This is a genomic window from Acetonema longum DSM 6540, assembly GCF_000219125.1.
GTDB lineage: Bacteria > Bacillota > Negativicutes > Sporomusales > Acetonemataceae > Acetonema > Acetonema longum.
Genome location: NZ_AFGF01000014.1, coordinates 1 through 22,600 on the forward strand (window position 1 = coordinate 1; position 22,600 = coordinate 22,600).

Annotated in this window: 25 protein-coding genes and 2 tRNA genes; 16 read left to right on the plus strand and 11 right to left on the minus strand. The window is 50.9% G+C overall.

The features are described from left to right. Window positions 1-19 precede the first annotated feature (19 nt). Window positions 20-1,312: an adenylosuccinate lyase gene (purB, locus tag ALO_RS01155; protein WP_004091962.1), complete on the minus strand. Its 1,293-nt coding sequence runs from the start codon at window positions 1,310-1,312 to the stop codon at window positions 20-22. Window positions 1,313-1,733: 421 nt separating this feature from the next. On the opposite strand from purB, the gene ALO_RS01160 reads away from it, so the two are divergent. Both ALO_RS01160 and ALO_RS01165 read left to right on the plus strand, forming a co-directional pair. Then, window positions 1,734-1,810, plus strand: a tRNA-Gln gene (locus ALO_RS01160). Between the two features lie 149 nt (window positions 1,811-1,959). After that, window positions 1,960-2,035 (plus strand) — tRNA-Lys (locus tag ALO_RS01165). An 87-nt stretch (window positions 2,036-2,122) separates the two neighbouring features. Here the strand turns inward: ALO_RS01165 and ALO_RS01170 are convergent. After that, on the minus strand, window positions 2,123-2,413 hold the full coding sequence (locus tag ALO_RS01170) for a DUF2325 domain-containing protein (protein WP_004091964.1): 291 nt from the start codon (window positions 2,411-2,413) through the stop codon (window positions 2,123-2,125). Window positions 2,414-2,753: 340 nt separating this feature from the next. On the opposite strand from ALO_RS01170, the gene ALO_RS01175 reads away from it, so the two are divergent. Then, the gene (locus ALO_RS01175) at window positions 2,754-3,887 is read left to right on the plus strand and encodes an MGDG synthase family glycosyltransferase (protein ID WP_004091965.1); all 1,134 of its coding nucleotides are present in this window, start codon (window positions 2,754-2,756) and stop codon (window positions 3,885-3,887) included. Window positions 3,888-4,002: 115 nt separating this feature from the next. On the opposite strand, the gene ALO_RS22285 is transcribed toward ALO_RS01175, so the two are convergent. The 6 genes from ALO_RS22285 to ALO_RS01200 all read right to left on the minus strand — a co-directional run bounded on the left by ALO_RS22285 (window position 4,003) and on the right by ALO_RS01200 (window position 9,298). Next, entirely contained in the window at window positions 4,003-4,173 is a 171-nt protein-coding gene (locus ALO_RS22285; RefSeq protein ID WP_004091966.1) for a hypothetical protein, read from the minus strand. A gap of 57 nt (window positions 4,174-4,230) precedes the next feature. After that, window positions 4,231-5,040 (minus strand): sugar phosphate isomerase/epimerase family protein, encoded by an 810-nt coding sequence (locus ALO_RS01180; protein WP_004091967.1) that lies wholly within the window; start codon window positions 5,038-5,040, stop codon window positions 4,231-4,233. After that, the gene (locus tag ALO_RS01185) at window positions 5,006-6,127 is read right to left on the minus strand and encodes an ABC transporter ATP-binding protein (RefSeq protein ID WP_004091968.1); all 1,122 of its coding nucleotides are present in this window, start codon (window positions 6,125-6,127) and stop codon (window positions 5,006-5,008) included. Before ALO_RS01185 ends, ALO_RS01180 begins: the two co-directional genes overlap by 35 nt. Window positions 6,128-6,159: 32 nt before the next feature. Then, on the minus strand, window positions 6,160-6,978 hold the full coding sequence (locus tag ALO_RS01190; RefSeq protein WP_004091969.1) for a carbohydrate ABC transporter permease: 819 nt from the start codon (window positions 6,976-6,978) through the stop codon (window positions 6,160-6,162). Next, window positions 6,968-7,876: a carbohydrate ABC transporter permease gene (locus tag ALO_RS01195; RefSeq protein ID WP_004091970.1), complete on the minus strand. Its 909-nt coding sequence runs from the start codon at window positions 7,874-7,876 to the stop codon at window positions 6,968-6,970. Before ALO_RS01195 ends, ALO_RS01190 begins: the two co-directional genes overlap by 11 nt. A gap of 123 nt (window positions 7,877-7,999) precedes the next feature. Then, on the minus strand, window positions 8,000-9,298 hold the full coding sequence (locus ALO_RS01200) for an extracellular solute-binding protein (protein ID WP_040292476.1): 1,299 nt from the start codon (window positions 9,296-9,298) through the stop codon (window positions 8,000-8,002). Between the two features lie 432 nt (window positions 9,299-9,730). Between ALO_RS01200 and ALO_RS01205 the strand changes: the two genes are divergently transcribed. The 4 genes from ALO_RS01205 to ALO_RS01220 all read left to right on the plus strand — a co-directional run bounded on the left by ALO_RS01205 (window position 9,731) and on the right by ALO_RS01220 (window position 12,526). After that, window positions 9,731-10,018 carry a hypothetical protein gene (locus tag ALO_RS01205; RefSeq protein ID WP_004091974.1) on the plus strand — a complete coding sequence of 96 codons (288 nt, stop codon included), beginning with the start codon at window positions 9,731-9,733 and terminating at the stop codon, window positions 10,016-10,018. Window positions 10,019-10,093: 75 nt separating this feature from the next. Further along, a complete protein-coding gene (locus tag ALO_RS01210; protein WP_004091976.1) occupies window positions 10,094-10,684 on the plus strand; it encodes a cob(I)yrinic acid a,c-diamide adenosyltransferase in 591 nt (196 codons plus the stop codon). A 108-nt stretch (window positions 10,685-10,792) separates the two neighbouring features. Continuing rightward, the gene (locus ALO_RS01215) at window positions 10,793-11,416 is read left to right on the plus strand and encodes a YiiX family permuted papain-like enzyme (RefSeq protein WP_004091978.1); all 624 of its coding nucleotides are present in this window, start codon (window positions 10,793-10,795) and stop codon (window positions 11,414-11,416) included. 120 nt (window positions 11,417-11,536) lie between these two features. Beyond that, window positions 11,537-12,526 carry a tetratricopeptide repeat protein gene (locus ALO_RS01220; RefSeq protein WP_004091980.1) on the plus strand — a complete coding sequence of 330 codons (990 nt, stop codon included), beginning with the start codon at window positions 11,537-11,539 and terminating at the stop codon, window positions 12,524-12,526. A 136-nt stretch (window positions 12,527-12,662) separates the two neighbouring features. On the opposite strand, the gene ALO_RS01225 is transcribed toward ALO_RS01220, so the two are convergent. Beyond that, window positions 12,663-12,992, minus strand: a complete 330-nt coding sequence (locus tag ALO_RS01225; protein WP_004091982.1) for a winged helix-turn-helix transcriptional regulator — start codon at window positions 12,990-12,992, stop codon at window positions 12,663-12,665. Window positions 12,993-13,108: 116 nt separating this feature from the next. Between ALO_RS01225 and ALO_RS01230 the strand changes: the two genes are divergently transcribed. The 7 genes from ALO_RS01230 to msrB all read left to right on the plus strand — a co-directional run bounded on the left by ALO_RS01230 (window position 13,109) and on the right by msrB (window position 20,069). Further along, entirely contained in the window at window positions 13,109-13,933 is an 825-nt protein-coding gene (locus ALO_RS01230; protein WP_004091984.1) for a nitroreductase family protein, read from the plus strand. A 68-nt stretch (window positions 13,934-14,001) separates the two neighbouring features. Further along, window positions 14,002-14,646 (plus strand): flavodoxin family protein, encoded by a 645-nt coding sequence (locus ALO_RS01235; protein ID WP_004091985.1) that lies wholly within the window; start codon window positions 14,002-14,004, stop codon window positions 14,644-14,646. 178 nt (window positions 14,647-14,824) lie between these two features. Next, window positions 14,825-15,397 (plus strand): NAD(P)H-dependent oxidoreductase, encoded by a 573-nt coding sequence (locus ALO_RS01240; protein ID WP_004091987.1) that lies wholly within the window; start codon window positions 14,825-14,827, stop codon window positions 15,395-15,397. Then, window positions 15,394-16,050: an NADPH-dependent FMN reductase family protein gene (locus ALO_RS01245; protein ID WP_004091989.1), complete on the plus strand. Its 657-nt coding sequence runs from the start codon at window positions 15,394-15,396 to the stop codon at window positions 16,048-16,050. The genes ALO_RS01240 and ALO_RS01245 overlap by 4 nt, the downstream gene beginning before the upstream one ends. 29 nt (window positions 16,051-16,079) lie before the next feature. Further along, window positions 16,080-18,335: a DMSO/selenate family reductase complex A subunit gene (locus ALO_RS01250; RefSeq protein ID WP_004091991.1), complete on the plus strand. Its 2,256-nt coding sequence runs from the start codon at window positions 16,080-16,082 to the stop codon at window positions 18,333-18,335. A gap of 18 nt (window positions 18,336-18,353) precedes the next feature. Further along, window positions 18,354-18,938, plus strand: a complete 585-nt coding sequence (locus ALO_RS01255) for a DMSO/selenate family reductase complex B subunit (protein ID WP_004091993.1) — start codon at window positions 18,354-18,356, stop codon at window positions 18,936-18,938. Between the two features lie 96 nt (window positions 18,939-19,034). Next, entirely contained in the window at window positions 19,035-20,069 is a 1,035-nt protein-coding gene (gene msrB / locus ALO_RS01260; protein ID WP_202945711.1) for a peptide-methionine (R)-S-oxide reductase MsrB, read from the plus strand. Between the two features lie 210 nt (window positions 20,070-20,279). Here the strand turns inward: msrB and ALO_RS01265 are convergent, their stop codons facing one another. After that, the gene (locus tag ALO_RS01265; RefSeq protein WP_004091999.1) at window positions 20,280-20,654 is read right to left on the minus strand and encodes an RDD family protein; all 375 of its coding nucleotides are present in this window, start codon (window positions 20,652-20,654) and stop codon (window positions 20,280-20,282) included. A gap of 280 nt (window positions 20,655-20,934) precedes the next feature. Between ALO_RS01265 and ALO_RS22985 the strand changes: the two genes are divergently transcribed. Both ALO_RS22985 and ALO_RS01270 read left to right on the plus strand, forming a co-directional pair. After that, entirely contained in the window at window positions 20,935-21,123 is a 189-nt protein-coding gene (locus ALO_RS22985) for a helix-turn-helix domain-containing protein (protein WP_004092001.1), read from the plus strand. Beyond that, complete coding sequence (locus ALO_RS01270; RefSeq protein WP_004092003.1) at window positions 21,080-21,769, plus strand: methyltransferase domain-containing protein; 690 nt, start codon at window positions 21,080-21,082, stop codon at window positions 21,767-21,769. Before ALO_RS22985 ends, ALO_RS01270 begins: the two co-directional genes overlap by 44 nt. A gap of 84 nt (window positions 21,770-21,853) precedes the next feature. On the opposite strand, the gene ALO_RS01275 is transcribed toward ALO_RS01270, so the two are convergent. Then, window positions 21,854-22,318: a universal stress protein gene (locus ALO_RS01275; protein WP_004092005.1), complete on the minus strand. Its 465-nt coding sequence runs from the start codon at window positions 22,316-22,318 to the stop codon at window positions 21,854-21,856. Window positions 22,319-22,600 lie beyond the last annotated feature (282 nt).

A 22,600-nucleotide genomic window follows, 5' to 3' on the forward strand; every position in this document is an offset into this window, starting at 1 on the left:
GTTTTCAACGGTCTCCCGGCTAGAGCCCAAATCGGGCCATTATCGTATCCACATGCCGCAGATAATACGAGTACTCAAAGCAAGCCTCGATTTCTGCCGCTGAAAGATATTGTTTGATGTCCGGGTCATTGGTTACATTGGTTTTAAAATCGGCGTTCTCAAGCCACCTGGCCATGGCATTCCTCTGGATCCACACATACGCCGTTTCCCGGGCCATACCCTTGTCTACCAGCGCCAACATCAGGCGTTGGCTGTAGATCAGGCCGCCGGTTTTATTCATGTTGGCCTTCATGGCATCCGGATAGACTAAGAGCTTATCAATAATATCGATCATCAGACGCAGCATATAGTCCACCAAGGCGGTGCTGTCCGGCAGAATGACCCGTTCTACCGAAGAGTGGGAGATATCCCGCTCGTGCCAGAGTGCCACATCTTCCAATGAGGCCATGGCATTGCCCCGTACCACCCGGGCCAGGCCGCTGACCCGCTCGCAGGTGATGGGATTGCGTTTATGGGGCATGGCTGAGGAGCCTTTTTGCCCCGGATGGAAGTATTCCTCCACTTCCCGGATGTCGGTCCGCTGCAGGTTGCGGATCTCGGTGGCGAATTTATCAAGAGAACTGGCGATGATCGCCAGAGTGGTCATAAACTCGGCATGACGGTCCCGTTGAATGACCTGGGTAGCCAGCCGGGCCGGTTTCAATCCCATTTTTTCACATACATACTGTTCCACTTTTGGGTCAATGTTGGCATAGGTACCCACCGCGCCGGAGATTTTACCGACAGCCACCGTGTCTTGGGCCGCCTCCAGCCGTCTGATGTTGCGCTCAGTTTCATCCAGCCAGAGAGCAAATTTCAGTCCCAGAGTCATAGGTTCGGCATGAATGCCATGGGTACGGCCGATCATGACGGTATACTTATGTTCCGCCGCCCGCCGTTTGAGAACAGCATGCAGCCGGTGCAAATCTTCCAGGATCAGTCCGGCGGCCTGTTTCATCATGGCGCCCTGAGCCGTGTCCTTAACATCGCTTGATGTTAAACCCATATGAATATATTTGGCTTCATCACCCACATTTTCGGCCACCGCCTGGAGAAAAGCCAGGATGTCGTGACGGGTCTCCCGCTCGATCTCCCGGATTCGCTCTACCGAAAACTTGGCTTTTTCTTTTATAACCGGCACGGCTTCCTTGGGGATTTGCCCCAGATCGGCCATACACTCGCAGGCATAGATTTCAATATCCAGCATAGTCTGAAATTCGTTTTCATCCGTCCATATCCGGCCCATGGCAGGATTGGTATATCGTTTGATCACAAGCGTCTCTCCTTCTTTGCTGTTATCAGGCTATTTTAACCCGCAATCACAAAAATAACTCAAATATACGCTTTACTCATTTCGCGCGGTTATTTGAGTCTAAAGAGGGTATGCACAATATCCCTTGATAATAATAGCATCCAGGGCAATCTCTGTCAATCACATTTCCGAATAATTTTATCTTTTTCCATCAAAATGTTCGACATAGATCCGAACATTTTTACAGGAGGTCTTCTGTTTTTTCCTTTTTTATAAAAATCTCTCATGACCGCAACGGCCGGCAATCGCGCCCTGCCGCTGCCAATATTTTTTGAATCGTATCTGTCTTGGCCATTTTCCCCATGTAAATTTCAGTAAGTGACTTGACTTTTTAAGCAAGGATGGATAAAATATATTTATGTCAGAAAGATGATCTGATCACTGGGGAGTAGCCAAGTTGGTTAAGGCACCTGACTCTGACTCAGGCATCCGTGGGTTCGAATCCTCCCTCCCCAGCCAAATTCTTCTCAACACTATGCAGTTTCCAGCCGAACCGTATAGTTCGGAAAGTAGCACTTTTCGGATGCGTGCTGATTCAAACATTATCTTTGACTGCCCGAAAAGTCTTTTACTTTCCTCCTGCATTCCGCGAAGCTGCGCTTCACTAGGACTCACTAGCTCAACTGGCAGAGCAACCGGCTCTTAACCGGTAGGTTGTAGGTTCGATTCCTACGTGGGTCACCAATAATAACAGCACCCAATGAATTTAAATTTATTGGGTGCTTTTTTATTGCATCTTACAGCTAGCTTACTGTGCCAAAATAAACGCTGCTAACCGATTAATTTGCTGTCGCGGAGTTTTTCTGCCACGGAACTCCAGGAGCGTTTGGCGAAAACCACCGGAATGGAGCGGGATTTAGCCATCTCTTTCACGTTCAGCGCCGCACAGTGATTAACATAGTCGGTTAGGACCAAAATAAACGACGTAGCCTTGGGTAAACTGACCTTGTTTCTGTCCAAAGCTTTCCGTCCGGAGATATGTACCAATTCTTTGACTCCCAAGGATTGCAGATTCTTTTCTATGCTGCCCAGAAAATCGCCGCCAATGATCACAACTGACACTAAACCCACCTGCTTTCTTATTTTTAATGTTTTGTTTTGAAATAAATATGGATATCTGCCGAAGACCCTTCGTCGTATAGTAGAGTCCCCCGAATGGTCTTGCATTAAACGATAATGAAATTCATTCTCATTTAATTTTACGCAAAAAACCCTCACTTGTCAAGCCAAAGTTGTAAAAGTATTTTCCAGGAGTCGGAACAGGCCCCTGAAACTGTTTGTCCAGATACATCCTGTGACGGATTGGCCACAACAAAGGATTTTTCCCCTCGAAAAGAGAAATGAATCAATGCTGTTCTCAATTGCATCCAGCCAGATTCACTATAAGGAGGTTAACTCAAGGATGGCTCTTCGCGTCCTCATTTTATCCGCATCGGTCGGAGCCGGTCATCTCCGTGCAGCGCAGGCTGTGGAACTGGCTTTGCGTGAAATTCACCCCGATGCCATGATCCAAAACCTTGATGTCCTGGAGTTAACCAACGCGGCGTTTCGCCGCCTTTACGGCCGGGCTTACCTGGACTTGGTTCACAAAGCGCCTCATGTCCTGGGCTATATTTACGATATGCTGGACCAGCCGGGCTGGTTTACCCACAACGGCGGAGACCGTCTGCGCCAGCTCATGGAACAGCTCAACCTTAAGCCTTTTATTGACTTGTTGACCTCGCAGCCTTGGGACCTTGTTCTTAATACTCATTTTCTCCCTGCCAGCATCATTGCTTCGCTAAAAAACGAAAATCGTCTCCAGCTGCCTCACGTTACTGTTACCACTGACTTTGATACCCATCGTCTGTGGGTCAATCAACCCTGTGAACGGTATTTCACCGCTGCCGAAGAGGGAAAAATCAATCTGACCGCCTGGGGCGTCCCTGTCGGCGATATTATACTTACCGGCATCCCGATTCACCCGGTTTTCGCCCAGCCCAAGAGCCGCCAGGATTGTTGCCAGCGCCAGGGCCTGTCCGGGGACCGTCCTCTCGTTCTCCAACTGGCCGGAGGCTTTGGCGTCGGCTCGATCGAACGGATTTACCAGTCGCTCCTGACCGTTGAGCAGCCCCTGGAGGTCATGGTAGTAGCCGGCCGTAACGTTAAGGTCAGACAGCAGTTGGAAACCCGGGCCTGTCCCCCGCGGCATCGCACCCACATCTTCGGCTTTACCGACCAGATCGACGAATTAATGGCTGCTGCCGATATTATTGTTTCCAAGCCCGGCGGCCTGACAACGGCAGAAACCCTGGCCAGGGGCGCCGCTATGGTGATCGTGGACCCGATTCCCGGTCAGGAAAGCCGCAACAGCGACTTTCTGCTGGAAAATGGCGCTGCCGTAAAAGTCAACAATCTCTCCACTTTAGCTTATAAAGTCAGTTCCCTGCTGGCTGACCCCGGCAGGCTGCGCCAAATACAGGACAACGCCTGTCGCATCGCCCGCCCCCGCGCCGCCTTCGACGTGGTTCAGCGTTCCCTGGAGTTGTTGAGCTAATCTCCGGCGTAAACAAAATGCCCTCACATGCCGCAAAAACCGGCCTGAGTCCCCAATGGGAGCGGGCCGGTTTTCTATTGGATCCTGCTATGTTATTTAACGGCCTTTGCTTAACCTATTTGCCGGGGTTCGCCGCGCCGGGCACAGTCAGACCGCCCGGAGACATCAAAATAATGCGGGGATCGGGTCCCGGCTTGGCGTAAGCCAGTTTCCGGGCCTCCTGAGTATTTTTAGCCGGAATGAACAGCAGGGTAAACGCGGCGGCAATGAGGATAAGAAAAGCCATCCGGACTAAGGCCGGATGGCCGTCGCAACCATTCTGTCTATTGACAAGGGTCTGCTCTCAGGCGGCAGACCTGTCGATAATGCTTCTGATATAGGACACATCGGCGGCAATACCGGCAATATCGCCGGCGCACTGTTTGCCGTATTCAATGACCAAATCCGCCTGAGGCGTAAATTGCCCGCAGCAGGTCAAAACCTGCGCCATATCCAGTGTGCCGTCGTGAATACGGTTATGCTGGTCCTCTCTGCCGTCATTATTGTGCAGATGGTAGGCGATAATCTTATCCGCCAGCTTTCGAATGACCCGCGGGATATCCCAGCCGTTGGCATGAGCGTGGCCCACATCCAGCAGGATTCCATCGGGAATGGCGGCAGCCATATCAATGAACTGGGTTTCGTCAAACAGCATGTTGCCGCTGGCCAGCACGCCGGCATTTTCCACTGCCAGCCGGGCGCCGCAGAGCCGGGCTTCGTATCGCAGCTGCGCCAGGTTTTGGGCCGCTGTGTCGATCATTTCCTGCCGCTTCTGTGGTTCCACCCGGCAATTATTGTGATGGAAGACGATATAGCGGCTGCTCAGCCGCTCCGACAGTCCAAAGGTCCGGCGGAAGTAAGCCATGGATCGCTCGTAGTCCGGCGTGCCGGCGGCTGCGCTGTGCTCGGTGCAGTAATAAGGGCCGTGCAGACTGATCGGATAGTGGGAAAATTGGGGCATATACCCCTCCAATTCGCGGCAAAAGACTTCACTTTGCCACTCTGGGAACAGCTCGATGCCCACCGTCCGGTCGCCGATTTGTTCCATCAGGGTGAAAATTCGATGCATCTGCGACGGACTATATAGATTGGTACTGATATATATTCTCGACATGATATGCCTCCGGATAGCCGATATTTTGCGTCGTCTGACAGTCAAACAGATGAATTTTGCCAGGATCCGGGGTAAAATACACCGGCTGACCCGTCTGCCAGTCGCTTCTGTCGCAGATCGCGGCCACCTCGCTGCCTTCCACGTCCAGATAGACGCCCCGGCGATTGCCGTAATCCTCCACGTATTTCACCACGCCGGCCAAGGCATTGTCCGGTTGTTCCCATTCCAGGCGGATATGCTCCGGCCGGATGCCCAGATACAGTTCCCGGCTGCCGCTCTGGGCGACGCGGGCGCACCAGCCTTCCGGCAGTCTGACCGTCTGCCGGCCTACCTGCAGCTGCCGTTCCCCATACTGAGCCGGCAGAATATTGGCCGGCGGCGAGCCGATAAAGCGGGCAGTATAGACATTGGCCGGCCTGTTATACACATTGTGGGGTGTATCCAGCATCTGCAGACGGCCCTTGTGCATAAGTGCGATCCGGTCCCCCACCGTCATCGCTTCCACCTGGTCGTGAGTCACATAGACAAACGTCTGCCGATAGGCCTGATGCACCCTGACCAGTTCCTTGCGGGCATGGCCCCGCAGTTGGGCATCCAGATTGGAAAGCGGCTCATCCAGCAGCATCACGTCACTCCGCTTCACCACTGCCCGGGCCAGTGCCACTCGCTGCCGCTGGCCTCCAGACAGTTCCCGCGGCTTCCTGTCTTCCAGACCGCTCAGTTCCAGCATAGCAAGGACGGAACTCAAACGAGCGGCAATCTCCGCTTGTGGCAGCTTCTGAATTTTTAGGCCATAAGTAATGTTGTCAGCCACCGTCATATGGGGAAACAGTGCGTAATTCTGAAACACCATGCTGACATTCCGCTCACCGCTGGGCAGGTCATTGACCTTTTGGCCGCCCATATACAGGCTGCCGGTCGTAATATCCTCCAGGCCGGCAATCAGGCGCAAAGTGGTGGACTTGCCGCAGCCGGAGGCGCCGAGCAAAATCAGCCGCTCTCCCGGCCGGACCGTCAGGTTCAGATTATCAATGACACTGGCTTTGCCATACGCCTTGGAGACATGGTCAAAAACAATTTCCTTCATCATTCCCCCGCCTTTCTCGTCAGGTTACCGGCTTATTTGATGCCGGAAGAAGTAAAGGTACTGATAATATAGCGCTGGAATATCAGGAACAGCAGCAGCGGAATCAGCATCGTCATCACCGATACCGCCATCGCGATTGTGAAGTCGGTGCCTCCCTCGGAGCTGATAAACAGCTGCAGCGCCAGCGGCAGCGTATAGTTCTCCTTGTCCTTGAGAATCAGCACCGGCCAGACATATTCGTTCCAGGAATTGATAAAAAACATGATGCCGGTGGACACAACCGCCGGTTTGATCAGCGGCAGCACAATGCCGCCGAGAATGTGCAGGTGGCCGGCCTGGTCAATGCGCGCCGCCTCGATCAGGGACCGGGGGATGGTCCGCATCGCCTGCCGCAGCAGAAAGATACCGGTGGCATCCGCCAGCTGCGGTAGGATAACGCCGATGACCGTATTGCGGAAACCGAGCTGGGATACCGTCAGATAGTTGGGGATCATGGTCACGGTAAAGGGAACAAAGATGGTGCTGATCAAAATGAAATAAAGAATATTTTTCCCCCGAAAATCAAAATACACAAAGCCATAGGCTGCCAGGACGCCGGTGAGAGTCTTAAACAGCGTCACCGCCGCTGCGATCAAAAAGGTGTTAGCGGTGATCTGCACCAGCGGCAGCCGGGAGAACACCTGCAAATAATTATTGAAAGTCGGCTGCTCAGGGATCAGGCCGAACACGTTGCTGTAAGCCTCGCTGAGTTCCTTAAACGAACTGGAAACGGCGAACACAATGGGCATCAGCGACAGAAACAGGATGCAGCCGAGCAGAATATGCCATTTGAGTTCCGGTTCAATTCTCATAGTAGACGCCTTTCTCCACATAGCGGAATTCCAGGACCAGCAGGATGACGAACAAAACCATTGCCACAATGGCGAAGGCCGACGCGTAGCCGGTACGGTAAAGGGTAAAGGCTTCCTGATAGACGTTGTAAATCGCATTGGAGCTGGCGTTATCCGGCCCTCCCTGGGTAATAACCTTAATAGGGGTAAAGACATACTGCAGTCCCTGGACAACGGTCATAATCAAGATATAGACGCCGGTGGCGCTGCTCATAGGTAACACAATATCGAAAAAAATGCGGTGCAGGGGAACATTGTCAATGCGGGCGGCTTCAATGACCTCCCGGGGCACCCCGGCGACGCCGCCGAAGATGACGATAAAATTGTAACCAAACACTTTCCAGGTGGTAATCAGGCTCAGCACCACAATGACCAGTCCCTGGGTCTTGCTCCAGACAGGCACGGTGATGCCAAAAAATTTGGCGATCAGCGCCACCGGACCGGAGATCGGGTTCAAGATCCATAAATACAGGATCGAACCCACCACCAGCGAAATCACGCTGGGCAGAAAAAACGCGCTTTTGTAAAACCCCAGGCCGCGTTCGATTACAAAGGACAGGATAAATGCCAGGGCATAGGGCGCGGCGCAGTTCAGCAGCAGCAAAATGGCGATATAGGCCGCCGTATTTTTCAGCACCGTATAGGTCAGCGGGTCCTGGAACAAGACCAGGTAATTGCCCCAGCCGACAAAGACCTTGACCGGCTTAATCATATTCCAGTCGAAAAAGCTTAAATACGCGGTATAAAACAACGGATAAAACATAAATACCGCAAAAACGAGCAGTGAAGGCAGGATAAAGCTAAAAGCGATCCAGTTGTCCCCGTTGATCAAACGGGACCCTGCTTTCTCCGGTTTCATTGTTTACCTCCCCTCAGGCGACCTGCCGCCGTCGCCGTCAATGAAAGCAGCGGCGGCGCCTTCCGACACCGCCGCGCCTACGCCAGCCGGCATTGCGTCCAGACGCATTCTGCCGAACGGTCGCTATTTTAACAACTCATTGATCTTGGTCTGGGTTTGGGTCAGTCCCTCCCGGGCCGAAATGCTGCCGCTTAAGATCCGGTCCCGGACATCCAGCAGCAATTGTTCCGCCTGCAGCCCGGCATCTCCCGGGAAGGAGGTCCAGGATACGACCCCGTCCATCTGGCTGGTTGCCGCCGCCATCATTTTGTTTTCGGCCAGGAAGCTTTTCAGGCCGTTTTCGGCTTCGGCTACGTCTTTGCGCGGCGGCACATAGCCGGTTCCTTTCGTCCAGGCAGCCATTGACTCTACGCTGTACAGAAATTTGGTAAACTCCCAGGCCGCCTTCTGCTCGGCTTCGGTCTGCGCGGTGATGGCCAGGAAACACCCCCCCGCGGGCAGCCGCTTCGCCTTGCCCTGCCAGGCCGGCGAACTAACCGCCGCCGCGTCAAAGGTGGCGCCTTTTTGCACATTGGCCCGCTGGGCAATCGTCGTGTACAGCATGCCTACATTGCCGTCAATAAAGGACTGTACCCCTTCGCCCCAGGAAATATGCAGGGCCGATTTTTGGTTGACCACCATGTCGGCGTAGGCCTCATAAGCCCGGATACCTTCATCGGAAGCAAAGCTGGCCTTACCGTTGGTCATCATTCGCGCGCCGTTGCTCTCCATCAAGGCCTGCTGCGCCCAGTTATCGGCCGGCTCCTGCATATAAAAGCCGTATTTTCCGGTCTTTGCCTTGATCGTATTAGCAAATTTGATCAGCTCTTCCCAGGTTTTCGGTCCGTTCTCATCCAGGCCGGCCTGACGCAGCAGGTCCCGGTTGATATACAGCACCGGTGTACTCAGCGAATACGGCAGCCCTACCTGGCTGCTCCGGCTGTTCTTGGCCAGGCCCATAACATTGGGCAGGAAATGATCCTGTAAAAAGGTTTTGTCCTGGGGAAAATGCGCGTCAATGATTGTCTGAGGTGCAACATAGCGGAAGTTGTTGGAAAAGTAATCTAAGAAAGCCCAGCCAATCTGCACCACAGCCGGCGATTTTTCCGTCGCCGCCTCAGCCTGCAAATTCTGCATCAGGCCTTTATACATATCCGGATTATAGCGGGCCACGACTTCCACAGTCTTGCTTTGGGCGTTAAAGTCTTTGACCAGCTGCTCAACCGTCTTGCCTCCCTGGGTCTCGGCGTTAACATGCCAGTATTCAATCCGGACCTTCTTGCCGTCCGCCGCCGGCGCCGTTGAGTTCTGCGAACCACAGCCCGCCAGCAGCAGCATGCTGACCAGTCCCAGACAGATTCCTTTAACCATACTTTTTTTCATGATCATTGCTCCCTCCCCCTTGGTAGCTTTATTATAGCAGCGGAGTGGAACCCGGATGTTAAATGGATGTTAGGCTTGTGTTAAAAAAGGACTCACCTTATGTTGGAAGAGAATGCTTAAATACCTATTGTGTGGAATACTGTTGGCGGTGAGGCGTGGATACCAATGAAACATTATTTATTACGCAGTACTCCTGAAAAACGGATGCCCCGTATTGTGTTTGATTCCTTTGCACCTTATGGAGATAGAGGTTTGACTAAAAAGCAATGGTGATATTGCCCTGGACTGGGAATAACATTGAGGCACCGGCAAATGTTTTGATATTTGCCGGTACTTTTGTATTTACATGGTAATTTATCGTATAATGAGTACAAATCTTGGGTTCAGAATACCAATCATGACAAAATGTAAACCACCGCAAGGAGGGAGACCATGAAATCCATCATTTCGCTCTTGACCATGGGGAGTCTCTTATTGTTCGCCGCAGCAAATATAGCGATAGGCGCTGAAAGAGTTATCTCATTATATATCCTGAGCGGCGATAAACAAGGGTTGAAAGATTTTATGACAGAGCATCATGATGCACTGGCTAAAGCGCATTCATTGGTGGCGAGCTATCTTTCCGATGGTGTCGATGGGTTTATCGCCAATTCAAATATTGAGTCCCTGTTCAAACGTAAAGGGGATTGGCTGGAAAGCCTCAAACAATATTCTTTATAAAGGCAAAGGGTAAAATGATAAAGTTCCTGCAGACGTTTCGATTTGCAGGAACTTGCCAATTCGAGGAGGAAGCAAATGTCCAGAGGCTATGTGCAAGTCTATACCGGCAACGGCAAAGGAAAAGGAAAAACCACGGCGGCTATCGGACTGGCGATCCGGTCTTTGGGGGCCGGCAAACGGGTTTTGCTGCTGCAGTTTATGAAAAATAAAACATACAGTGAGCATGCCGTTTTAGCCGGGCTTTCGCCTGATCTGACCGTGGAGACCATGGGGAAACCCTTCTTTGTCGCTCACGAGGGGATGCTGAGCGCGGCCCAACTGGCCAAATGGGGCGAAGACGTAGTTGTCTTTCCGCCAGGCCAGCCTCCCCGGGACTATCTCGACACGATGCGCCGGGGTGTCGATCGGGCCAAACAGGCCGTCGGCAGCGGGGAGTATGATCTGGTGATACTGGATGAAATCAATGTGGCGCTGTTCTTCGGCCTGGCAACCTGGGAACAGGTGCAGGCGATTATTCGCGGCAAGCGTGAGACAGTGGAACTTGTCCTGACCGGCCGCGGCGCCCCGCCTGAACTGCTGCAGGCTGCCGATCTGGTAACCGAGATGCGGGAGGTAAAGCATTATTACCATGATGGCGTGGAAGCACGGCTGGGAATTGAGAATTAGGAACCAGGAAAGCAGCTCCTGGCCGTTACGGGAGACACATTACCCGCAGGATCTTTATCACACCGGCGGTAAACCCCAGACAGATAGACTATGAGGAGCTTGTTAAGCATGAGGAAATATTTAATTCCTATAGGGTTTATTTTATTGTGTATTATCGTTTTTCTTCTTTACCCAACCGATTACTCTAAATTCCAAGATGGAGACATCATATTTCAAATTTCGAGATCATCCCAAAGCGCGGCTATTCAACAAGCAACTCATTCTAACTACAGTCACATGGGCATAATCTGCAAAATTAAGGGCAAGTATTATGTCTATGAAGCAATCCAGACGGTTCAGTTAACTCCCCTGGAGTCATGGATTAATAGAGGACAGAACAGTCATTTTGTTGTAAAACGACTTAAAAACTCAAATCAGATACTCACCCCTGAAATCCTGGCTAAAATGAAAAAAGCGGGGGAAGCTTTCCAGGGAAGAGATTACGATCTTTATTTTGGCTGGTCGGATGATAAATTATATTGCTCCGAACTGGTTTGGAAAATCTATTACAGAGCTTTAGGCATTGAAATAGGGCAATTAAAGACATTAAAAGAATTTGATTTCAATCATCCGATAGTAAAAAGCAAGCTTACCGAAAGATATGGTGACGATATCCCCTGGAGTGAGATTGTAATCTCTCCCGGGGACATGTTTGAATCCGACTTACTTGAAAAGGTATATTCGAAAGGATAAGCCGGATGTGCGCCTACCTCTATAAGCGGTTAAATGTTTAAGATGCTATAGTGAAAAAGCGGCAGGCTGTTTTAGGCGTATAGTATTGTTAAAATCTGCATTCTATTTGGAGGTATATTTATGAACCCGATCTTTACTCTGGAAAACCTTATCCGCCGTATCACCCTAACTCTTTCTGTCTTTCTGATTTCTATGTTGGTCCTTTCTGCCGCAACCGCTGAGGCGGAAAGCGAAATTACCGCTGAGCAGTGGTATCAGCAAGGAACTGCATATGCCGCTCAGGGAGATTACGACCATGCCATTGCTGCCTACAGCCAGGTGATTGCACTGCAACTCCAGGTGCCGGAAACCTACAATAGCCGGGGTATTGTATATATCAAAAAAGGGGATTATGATCGGGCCATCGCCGACTATGATCAAGCCATCGCCTTGAATCCGAAGTTTGCCAGTGCCTATAATAACCGCGGCGTCGCTTATTATGCGAAAGGCCACTATGATCAGGCTATTGCCGACCACAGTCAGGCTGTCGCTCTGAATCCAAAGAATGCCGGCGCCTATTACAACCGCGGCAATGCTTATGGGAAAAACGACCAATATGACCGGGCCATCGCCGACTATACTCAAGCCATCGCTTTGAATCCGAAGCACGTCGCGGCTTATGACAACCGCGGCATGCTTTATAAAAAGAAAGGCCAGTACGACCAGGCTATCGACGATCATACTCAGGCAATCGCTTTGGAGCCAAAGCGCGCCACAGCTTACAACAACCGCGGCATCGCTTATACGAAGAAAGGGCAGTATAACCGGGCAATTGCTGACTTTGACCAAGCCATTCTATTAAATCCGAAAGATGCCATGGCATACTATAATCGTGGCATTACTTACGCCGATAAAGGCGACTATACCCGGGCTATTGTTACCTATAACCGGGCCATCGCTCTGGACCCGCATTATGCTGAAGCCTATTACCAGAAGGCGGTCGCTTGTGAAAAAGCGGGGCGTCTTCCCGAAGCCGCCGAATCTTACCATAAATTCATACTCTATGCGTCAACGCAAGATGATGAATATATCAAGATTGCCCAAGAGCGCTTGGCCGTTCTCGGGAATTAGCAGTTCATTTCCACCGGGAGGCTGGTTGTTATAAATCCATCTGTCTGATGGATTTATCCCGTCTCCACTGCTTCCATTTAAACTGCCCACGCCTAATGGCGTGGGTAGTTTAAATGGCTAGGGCAGGTTAGGCTAATCACTTAGAGGGTTTGTATTTTGTTCCCCAATCCGCCATCAGCTGTATGATCGGGATCAAGGTTTTCCCTTTCTCTGTCAAGGAGTATTCCACCTTTGGGGGAATCTGATGATATTCTTCCCGCAGGATCAACTGCTCGGCTTCCAATTCTTTAAGCTGTTGACTCAACATTTTGTGCGTAATCGCAGACGCACTTTTTTTGATTTCTCCATATCGTTGTACGCCGTTCTCAAATAATATAGCGAGTATAATCCATTTCCACTTGCCGCCAACTACGGATAAAGTATATACGACGGACTTGCCGCATTCATTCATCGTACAATTGGGCATAATACTCTCCTTTTGTATAGTATCTAACATTAAAGTGCATACTTTCTTTTTCAATTAAATAATATACAATGAAAAGAGAAAGATCAAGCACAATCTAAATGGGGAGGAAAAGATATATGGATTTGATACAGGTTGATCAGGAAAAATGTATTAAGTGCGGCCATTGCGCCCAGGTCTGTCCTGTAGGGGTTATCGGCATGGGGCAATATGGTCCGATGGTCAGCGGGCAGCATTGCATTGCCTGTGGTCACTGTGTGGCGATCTGTCCCACGGAAGCACTGGACAACGTGCACTCACCTTTGGCCGGACAGCCGCCTTTAGAAAAAATGCCGGTCTGGGATGCGGATGCTGCGGCGAGATTTCTTCGCAGCCGGAGATCCGTCCGGGCATACCAGAAGACCGCCGTTTCGCGGGAAAAAATCAGGCAGCTTCTCGACATCGCCCGCTTTGCGCCGACCGCCAGCAATTCGCAGGGGGTGGCTTATCGCGTCATTGATCATTCGGATACGTTACGAAGCATTACCGCTGCTGTTATCGACTGGGTGGAGAAAGCACTGAAAACCCCTCCCTGGGCCGGGTCCTCCTATGAAGCGCCGTTGACTGCCCAAATAGCCAGCTTCCGGCAATCCGGCAAGGATGTTATATTGCGTGATGCACCTTGTCTTGTTGTGGCCATGGCCGACAAAAGCTTTTTGCCCACTGGCCGGGACAATGCTCATTTCTCACTGTCTTACGCGGAGCTTTACGCGTCCTCCATTGGGCTTGGAACCTGCTGGGCAGGATTTGTCGAAGCTTGTGCCGTCGCCAATTATCAGCCGTTGCTTGATCTGTTGAACTTGCCGGAGAACATGAGCGTAACCGGCGCAGTCATGGTAGGATATCCGCAATATGCCTATAAAAGGCTGGTGGATCGGAAACCCCTGCAGATAGTCTGGCAATAGTTTTCAGCGAGAGTATGCTTAAGATAGCGAGACAATGGAATACTTTGGAAGCGAGGAGGAGAAGTTACATGAAAGTGTTAGCAATCAACGGAAGCCCGAGAAAGACCTGGAATACAGCCACGCTGCTCAATAAAGCTTTGGAGGGGGCTGCATCACAGGGAGCTGAGACGGAACTGATCCATCTTTATGATCTCAGCTACAAAGGATGTATCAGCTGTTTTGCATGTAAAACCAAAGATGGAAGAAACTATGGCCGATGTCCCATACCGGATGATTTGGCCTCAGTGTTTGCTAAAGTGGAGCAAGCGGATGCGATGATCTTAGGATCTCCTATTTATCTTGGCAGGGTAACCGGCGAGATGGCATCATTTATGGACCGTTTGGTTTTTCAATATCTGATGTATACCGACCCGCCCCAATCGCTTTTTCCCGGCACTCTTCCAACCGGGTTTATTTATACCATGGGTGTTACCGAGGAACAGTTCAAAGAATCTGGATTTGCGCAGCATCTCATTTTGAATGAAACAATGCTCCGGCTTACTTTCGGTCGCGCTGAGACTATGCACAGTTTTGATACCTGCCAGTTTGAGGACTATTCAAAGATGGTAGCCCCTCGTTTTGACCCGGAGAAAAAAGCGGCAAGACGGAAAGAAGTATTCCCGGAAGATTGTGATAAAGCTTTTGCCATGGGAGCGAAACTCGCCACGAAATAATCTTTCTGGCTGCGATGCCTTTGTGAAAAATCGTAACCAAGATGGCTGGATTGCCATTTTGCAAGAATTATTGTTTGACAACTACCGCCTCATATTATATACAAGTATAATATGAGGTGAATATAGTTGTCTTTATTTTTGGGTATTTAAGATTGCTTATATATGAGGAGAGAAGGCAATGAAGATTCTTGTCCTATGCGACCGGAATAGCGCTGCAATCAAAGGATTTGCCCTGCGCGCGCAAGTGGAAACGGCTTTAGAACAAGCAGGCCATACGGTACAAACAGTAGTGCTGAATCAGGACGAAATGAAGCCATGCCTGGGATGCTTCGGGTGTTGGGTCAAGACTCCGGGGCTTTGCGTTATCACTAATGACTGTGCCACTGAAATATCACGTATCCAAATGCAGTCTGATGCCGTAGTAATACTTTCTGAAATCGTCTACGGCGGGTTCAGTCCTGATATCAAGGCTTTTCTTGACCGGGATATCCCCAATATATCACCGTCTTTTGCAATATATCACGGACAAATGCATCATAAGATGCGCTATGAAAGGTTCCCCGATTGGGTCGTCCTCGGATACGGCGACAGCACAGAGGAAGAACGCGAAATCTTTCGGGCATTAGCCGGACGGAATGCGCTGAATCTGCGGCCGCCAAAGCATTTCTGTTTTACCATGCAATATGCGGATGACTGCCGGGAGGCCGTATCTAGGCTGGGGCGAATTTTTGCAGCGGAGGTGAGCGAATGAAACGTATTGCAGCAATTAACGGGAGCCCCAAGGCAGCGGGCAGCGTGTCCGGTATGCTGATAGAAAAGACGGAAGAAATTCTGGGCGTCAAGATCGATGTCTTTCAGGCAACGAAACTGATCCAGTCGGAGAAAGCCCCGGAAACAATCGCTGATATCCTGGAGGCGGAGATACTGTTGATTGTCTTCCCTCTCTATGTAGATTCGCTTCCTGCTCCACTGGTAAAATTACTCATGCTTATACAGCAGTCGGCCAAGACGTCGAATTCGCCGCTGCCTGTGGTTTATGCAATTTGCAACTGCGGTTTTTATGAAGCGGAACACAATACGCTGGCTTTACGCATGCTGCGCAGCTTTGCAGATCGCGCCGGACTGGGTTGGGGATACGGTATCGGCATTGGCTGCGGCGGTTTTTTGCCGTCAGTAAGCAAGAATATGAAAAAAGGTCCTGCGGCAAATGTCCATGAAGCCTTATATTCACTCTGTGAAACAATTCGTATCAACGATTTCAAAGAGCACGGGGATGTGCTTGTCACCCCTAAAATCCCCCGGTTCTTATACAGGCTGGCCGGAGAAATCGGCTGGCTGCAAATGGCAAGAAAGAACGGCGTTTTACGGCAGTTGAATGCGAAACCCCATGCCGGTGCAAAATGAATACGTTGAATAGATTATTGGAGATATAAATGGATCAAGACAATACAAAAATCATTCCAACCAGCTGTATTCACAACTGTGGCGGCCGTTGTTTATTAAAAGCCCATGTAAAAGAAGGCATCCTGATCCAGCTTACCACCGACGATTCGCCTGATACAGATCAGTTTCCTCAAGCCCGGGCTTGTCTGAAAGGACGGGCTCAGAGACAGCGGCTGTACGATCCGGATCGTTTGAAATATCCCATGAAACGGGTCGGAGAACGGGGGGAAGGAAGATTTAACCGTATCAGCTGGGATGAAGCCTTCGATACCATAACCGGGCAAATGCAGCGCATAAAGCAGATGTACGGCAATGAAGCCATACACCTGCTTTATGGCACAGGTGTATACGGCCAAATCAGCCAGTCCTGGATCACGCCGGATATGGGCGGCGCCCTGCCGCGGTTTCTTCATATGTTCGGCGGCTATTTGGGCTATTATAACACGTACAGTTCAGCCTGTTTCAGCTATAGCGCGCCCTATACTTACGGCGTAGCAGAAGGCAACAGCCCTGACGATTTGGTCAATGCAAAGCTAATCGTGCTGTTTGCGGAAAATATGGCGGAAACGCGGATGGGCGGCGCCGGCGCCGCCTACTATCTAAAGCTGGCGAAAGACAAAGGCGCTAAGATAGTGGTGGTTGATCCCCGCTATAGCGACACGGCATCCGCCCTGGCCGACGAATGGATTCCGATCAGGCCAACTACTGATAACGCCCTCATCGATGCTATGGCCTATGTCATGCTCACGGAAACTCTACACGACCAGACCTTCCTGGATACCTATTGCCTTGGTTTTGACGAAGAACATATGCCTCCGGGCATCCCGGCCGGCCATTCCTATCGAAGCTATCTCTTTGGCTTAAGCGATGACAAGATCGTGAAAACGCCGGAGTGGGCCGAACGAATCACCGGGATACCCCGTGACAGCATCGTCAGGCTGGCTCGCCAAATTGGCCGGACGAAACCGGCCTGCCTCTTGCAAGGCCTGGGCTGGCAGCGCCATGCCTATGGCGAGCAGCCGGTGCGGGCTCTGCCTGTGCTGGCGGCTATGACCGGGAGCCTTGGCAAGAAAGGAGGCGGGCCGGGGTTGCGTCTCGGCGGGCACAAAGTACCAATGGGCTGGGTGCCGGCCGGAACGAATCCTGTTAAGGCTTCTATCTCCTGCTATATGTGGCCGGAAGCCATTCTGCGCGGCAAAGAAATGACAGCCGCCGACGGAGTGCAGGGAGCGGCCGGACTCGCGACCGATATAAAAATGATCTGGAGCTACGCGTCGAACATCCTCATTAACCAGCACTCAGACTGCAACGGAACCGCCAGGATTCTTCAGGATGAATCCAAATGCGAATTTATTCTGGTGCATGACGTGGTTATGACGCCCAGCGCTAAATTTGCCGATATTCTCTTGCCGGACGTAACTCATTTCGAGCGGGAAGATATTACGACCTACAGCTCAGGCATTGGCTATGCCATCTACCATCAAAAGGTGGTAGAGCCTATGTATGAGTGTAAGGATATCTATACGATAACCAGTGAACTGGCAAACCGGCTGGGTTTCGGCAATCAGTTCACCGAAGGCAAAACGGAACAGGATTGGCTGCGTGAGTGTGTCAAAGCCGCCCAGGATAAAGATCCCCGCTTTCCCGCCTTTGAAGATTTCCGCCGTCAGGGCATCTACAAGGCAGCGCCGCCAGAACCGGTCATTGCCTATGAACAGCAAATCGCGGACCCTGTTCATCATCCGTTTCAGACTCCCTCCGGCAAAATAGAAATCTTTTCACCCCGGTTATGGGAAAAGAACAACGCGCGGGAGGTTCCGGCCGTGCCCAAGTATATATCTGCCTGGGAAGGGCCGGATTCGCCGCTGACAGCAAAATATCCCCTGCAATGTATCGGCTATCACTGCAAACAGCGCGTCCATTCCACCTTTGATAACATTCCCTGGATGGAGGAGGCCGGAAAGCAGGAAGTATGGATCAGCCCCGGCGATGCCGAGGAGCGCGGCATCATGAATGGTGAGCAGGTTAAGGTATTCAATGACCGCGGCGCGATGATCATTGCGGCCAAGGTAACTCCCCGCATAATGCCGGGTGTGGCCGCCATCCCCCAAGGAGCCTGGTGGTCCCCTGACAGCCAGGGGATTGACCGGCGCGGCAACATCAATACTATCACCAAGTATCATCCTACACCGCTGGCTAAAGGGAATCCCCAGCATACCAATCTGGTACAGATCGAAAAAGCATAAGGACACGAGGAGAAAGATATGTCGAAGCAAATGGGCTTCTACTTCCGGCAAGACCGCTGTATCGGCTGTCTTACCTGCCAAATAGCCTGTAAAGATAAAAATGACTTAGCCGTTGGACAAAACTTCCGGAAAGTTCAGGAATTTGCCGGCGGAGGCTACCGGCAAACCGGCAGCGGCCTGAAAAACGACGTCTACGCCTATTGGCTGTCCATGAGCTGCAACCATTGCGCCGAGCCGGCCTGTGTTAAGCAATGCCCCACCGGAGCGATGCAGAAACGCAGCGACGACGGGATTGTCTGCATTGAACCGACGAAATGCATTGGCTGCCGTCAATGCGTGACAGCCTGTCCTTACGGCGCACCCCAGTTTAACCCCCAAACCGGCAAAACCGGTAAATGCGACATGTGCCAAGACTTGCTGGCAAAAGGAGAAAAGCCGGTATGTGTCACCGGCTGTCCTGTGCGGGTTCTGGATTGTGGCGATCTAGATGAGCTGAAAAAGAAAGATCAGGGGGTAGACCAAATCAAAGGCATGCCGGAGCCTAAGACCAAGCCATCCTTAGTTATAACACCGCACCGCAGCGCTGTGATGAAAAACAGTTGAATAAGCTATATCATGAATCTCTCTTGGGGAATTTCTGTCTATTGCGGGCATCCTATACCTATCACCGAAACGTTAGCGAAGGGTTGTGTGATGAGAATGGAAAACAAAAGCGGAGCAGCAAACAGCCAAGGTCAACCGCCGCTTGATGCGGGCCACCGGGAAATATGGCTGGCGGGAGGCTGTTTCTGGGGACTGGAAGCATACCTGGATAAGCTGAGCGGGATTGTTTACACCGAGGTGGGTTATGCCAACGGGAATACGGAAAAACCCAGCTACGAGCAGGTCTGCTACAACAGCACCGGTCATGCGGAGACGGTTTATGTGCAATATGATCCAGGGCAGATTGACCTGGCCACCCTGCTGACCTATTTTTTTAAAGTGGTCGACCCCACCTCTGTAAACAGGCAGGGGAATGATCGGGGCAGCCAGTATCGCAGCGGCATCTACTATCAGGAGCCTGCCGATAAAGCAATCATCGATCAGGCCATCGCCCAGGAACAGAAAAAATATTCCTCAGCGATAGTCACGGAAGTGCTGCCGCTTCGCAACTATTATGCGGCCGAGGAATATCATCAGAAATATCTCGCGAAAAATCCCAACGGTTACTGTCACATTGATCTTTCCAGCCTCGATCAGGACCCCGGAGCCAAGGGTCAGGACCCGTCACATCCTGTTCCAACCCACCAGAGGACCTATGCCAAACCGAGCCGGGAAGAAATACGAGAGAAACTAACCGACACCCAATATCAGGTTACCCAGTCCTGCGGAACAGAGCCGCCCTTTGCCAACGAATATTGGGACAACCATGCAAAAGGCCTGTATGTGGACGTCGTCACCGGCGAGCCTCTGTTCAGTTCCCGGGACAAGTACGACTCAGGCACCGGATGGCCAAGTTTTACCCGGCCGATTCATTCAGAAGCAGTCACCACCAAGCAGGATAAAAGTTATTCCATGGAACGCACCGAAGTACGCAGCCGCCACAGCGAAAGCCACCTGGGGCACGTTTTCCCCGACGGGCCCAAAGACCGGGGCGGTCAGCGATATTGCATGAATAGCGCCTCCCTGCGCTTTATTCCACTCGATAAAATGGAAGAAGAGGGTTATGGGGAATGGATCGATCTGATAAAATAGCTACTTAATGCTTGATGCAATCCGACCCTGCCGTTCCTTACATTGCCGCATTTAAAGCGGCGTGCCTGATCAGAATTTGCAGCCAGCCCAATATGAAAATAAATATTCCGATATACCGCATCCGATTCAGCGGACCGTGTTTAACCTGGGTTCCGCAATCCACATCCCATGAGCTGATCCCGTTTTTCAGCAAATCGTTTCTCGCTATATTCATGGCAACCAACTCAACGAAGGGGAAGCCCAGCCACTTACGATCAACCAAACTTTAACCGAACGCCGCAGGCTTTGACTCAACGATGGTTTCGTTCCGCTCTCTGCATTAACGATACGAATATTAAAGAGCCACTTTCCGGGCGTTGTGCCGAATAGACTTAGTAAAACCGATTCTAGTACAATAGACATCAGCATGACCATTATAAGCTCTTTGAACGGTGCCGTTGCCTCATCTGTACCGAAAATGGCGGCTCTTATTATACCAAGAGAGAAGCCGAATAATATCAAATCCATCTTCCGAGCGAAAAATCTAAACCAGGAATGGGGGCGATCAGCTAAAAACGGTTCGGTTATAACGGGTTCTGGTATCATAGAGCATCCTCCCTATTGTGTAGGCGCTTGCGGTTAAGAGATGCGCCAATTTCTGCCGAAAAAATAAACAGGCCAGTAGCTTTGGCCAGCCATTAAGTTTATCGGGTAGATTGTAACGCCACTTAAGGACACTGTGTGCGATGATAATACTGACCTGGAAGTACAAAAATCAACCGGCAGTTGAATTCCGGCATTTGCTTGCAACCATGCTTTGCTAGACTTAAAGTAGTGGTTACCTTACAATGAGATTGTCAGAGCATCTCAAAAAGGAAGGAAAAGTATGGGCCATTACGATAATGAATTTGGGCGGCGGGTTGCCTCACTCAGGAAAGAAAAAGGCTATACGCAAGAAAAAATCAGCGCCATGCTGAATGTGACCCCACAGGCTATCTCTAAGTGGGAACAGGGCAGCCTGGCCAGATACTTTGCTGCTGCCGTTGCTGGCGAAACTGCTCAATGTATCCATTGATTACCTGCTGACCGGAAAAAGCCTTATCGGTCAGGCGGGTCCGTATGATGCGGAATATCAGAAAGAAGAATACTATTGGGGAATGCAGCCCTCAGAGCTCGCCGAACAAGTTGCCGGACTTGCAGGGAATAATACAGCGAATAAGCGACTGTTGGACATTGGCAGCGGCGAAGGACGGGATGCCGTCTATTTTGCAAAATACGGTTTTCAAGTGGACGCATTGGAGGTTTCAATTCCAGGCGCAGAAAAAATCAGGCAGTATAGTCAGATGTCGGGCTATGCGGTGAATGTTCTTCAGACAGATATGATTGGCTACGCACCGGCTGGGACTTATGATGTTATCTATTCTCACGGATCACTTCAGTTCTTACCTCTGGAGCAACGGCAAAAACATTTTGACAAATACAAACAACGGACGAACGTTGGAGGGCTGAATGCCCATCTCGTTTTTGTGGAAAAGCCATTCATTCCGGTGGCGCCGGATTGGGAGCCAAACGAATTTTTCTATGAATCCGGCGATCTGGCTAGGTACTATCATGACTGGGAGATCCTGCGATATGAGGAGAGCATTATTGACTGCAACTCGGCGGGAGTGCCGCACCGTCATGCATTAAACCGCATCATTGCCAAAAAAATAAAAGCTTAGAAATTGGACACTATAGCAGGGGAGAAGGGGACGGTAAAGCCGTCCCCTTCTCCCCTGCACTTCTATCGCCGCCTTGCCCCATGCCTACTCGCAAGAGTACGGCACAATGGTTACCGGGCAGGGCGCGGCGTTTACCACCCCGTAACTGACGCTGCCTAATACGCCGCCCAGTATCGGATGCATGCCCCGGGAGCCCATAATGATCATGCGCACTCCCACAGTCGAGCATTGCGGCTCGGAATCGAAAGGATAGGCCTGTTTAAGAATAATCTCCTTCGGGTCGCCGATTTTTAACCGGAGTTCATAATCGACTTCCGCCTCCGCCAGCTCTTTTTCAATCGGTTCTATTGCTTCGCGATACATCTGTTGCTGATAATCCCTAACGTCCTGCTCACTAAAAAACCGCTTAACATTCGGAGTCCGGAGATCAGGCTGAACATTTAGGACAACTATTTTTTCCTGCAGTGACTTGGCCAATGGAATGGCAAAGCGCAATGCCATAAGAGCATTGGGGGAGCCATCGAACGGAACAAGAATATCTCTTTTCATAAGCAGCCCTCCTCTGTGCGTTGTTAATTTAAAATATTCGCTATAATCTTTCATTTTCCCTTCCTCGACACATCCGCGTCTATAGGGACAAGGCAGACAGGTTAGGAAATCCTTTTATTTAACCAGGAAAGCAGTCGGTTTTAGCCGGCTGCTTATATTCAGTGAATAATCTTGAAGTTTGCAAGTTTAAAAATGATGCTAAGTGGAAGGTAAGGAGATGAGCGCACCAAAAAGAGCGGGACGCGCGACTCGTCGGAGAGATGCGCCAGCAGACTCGAAGGG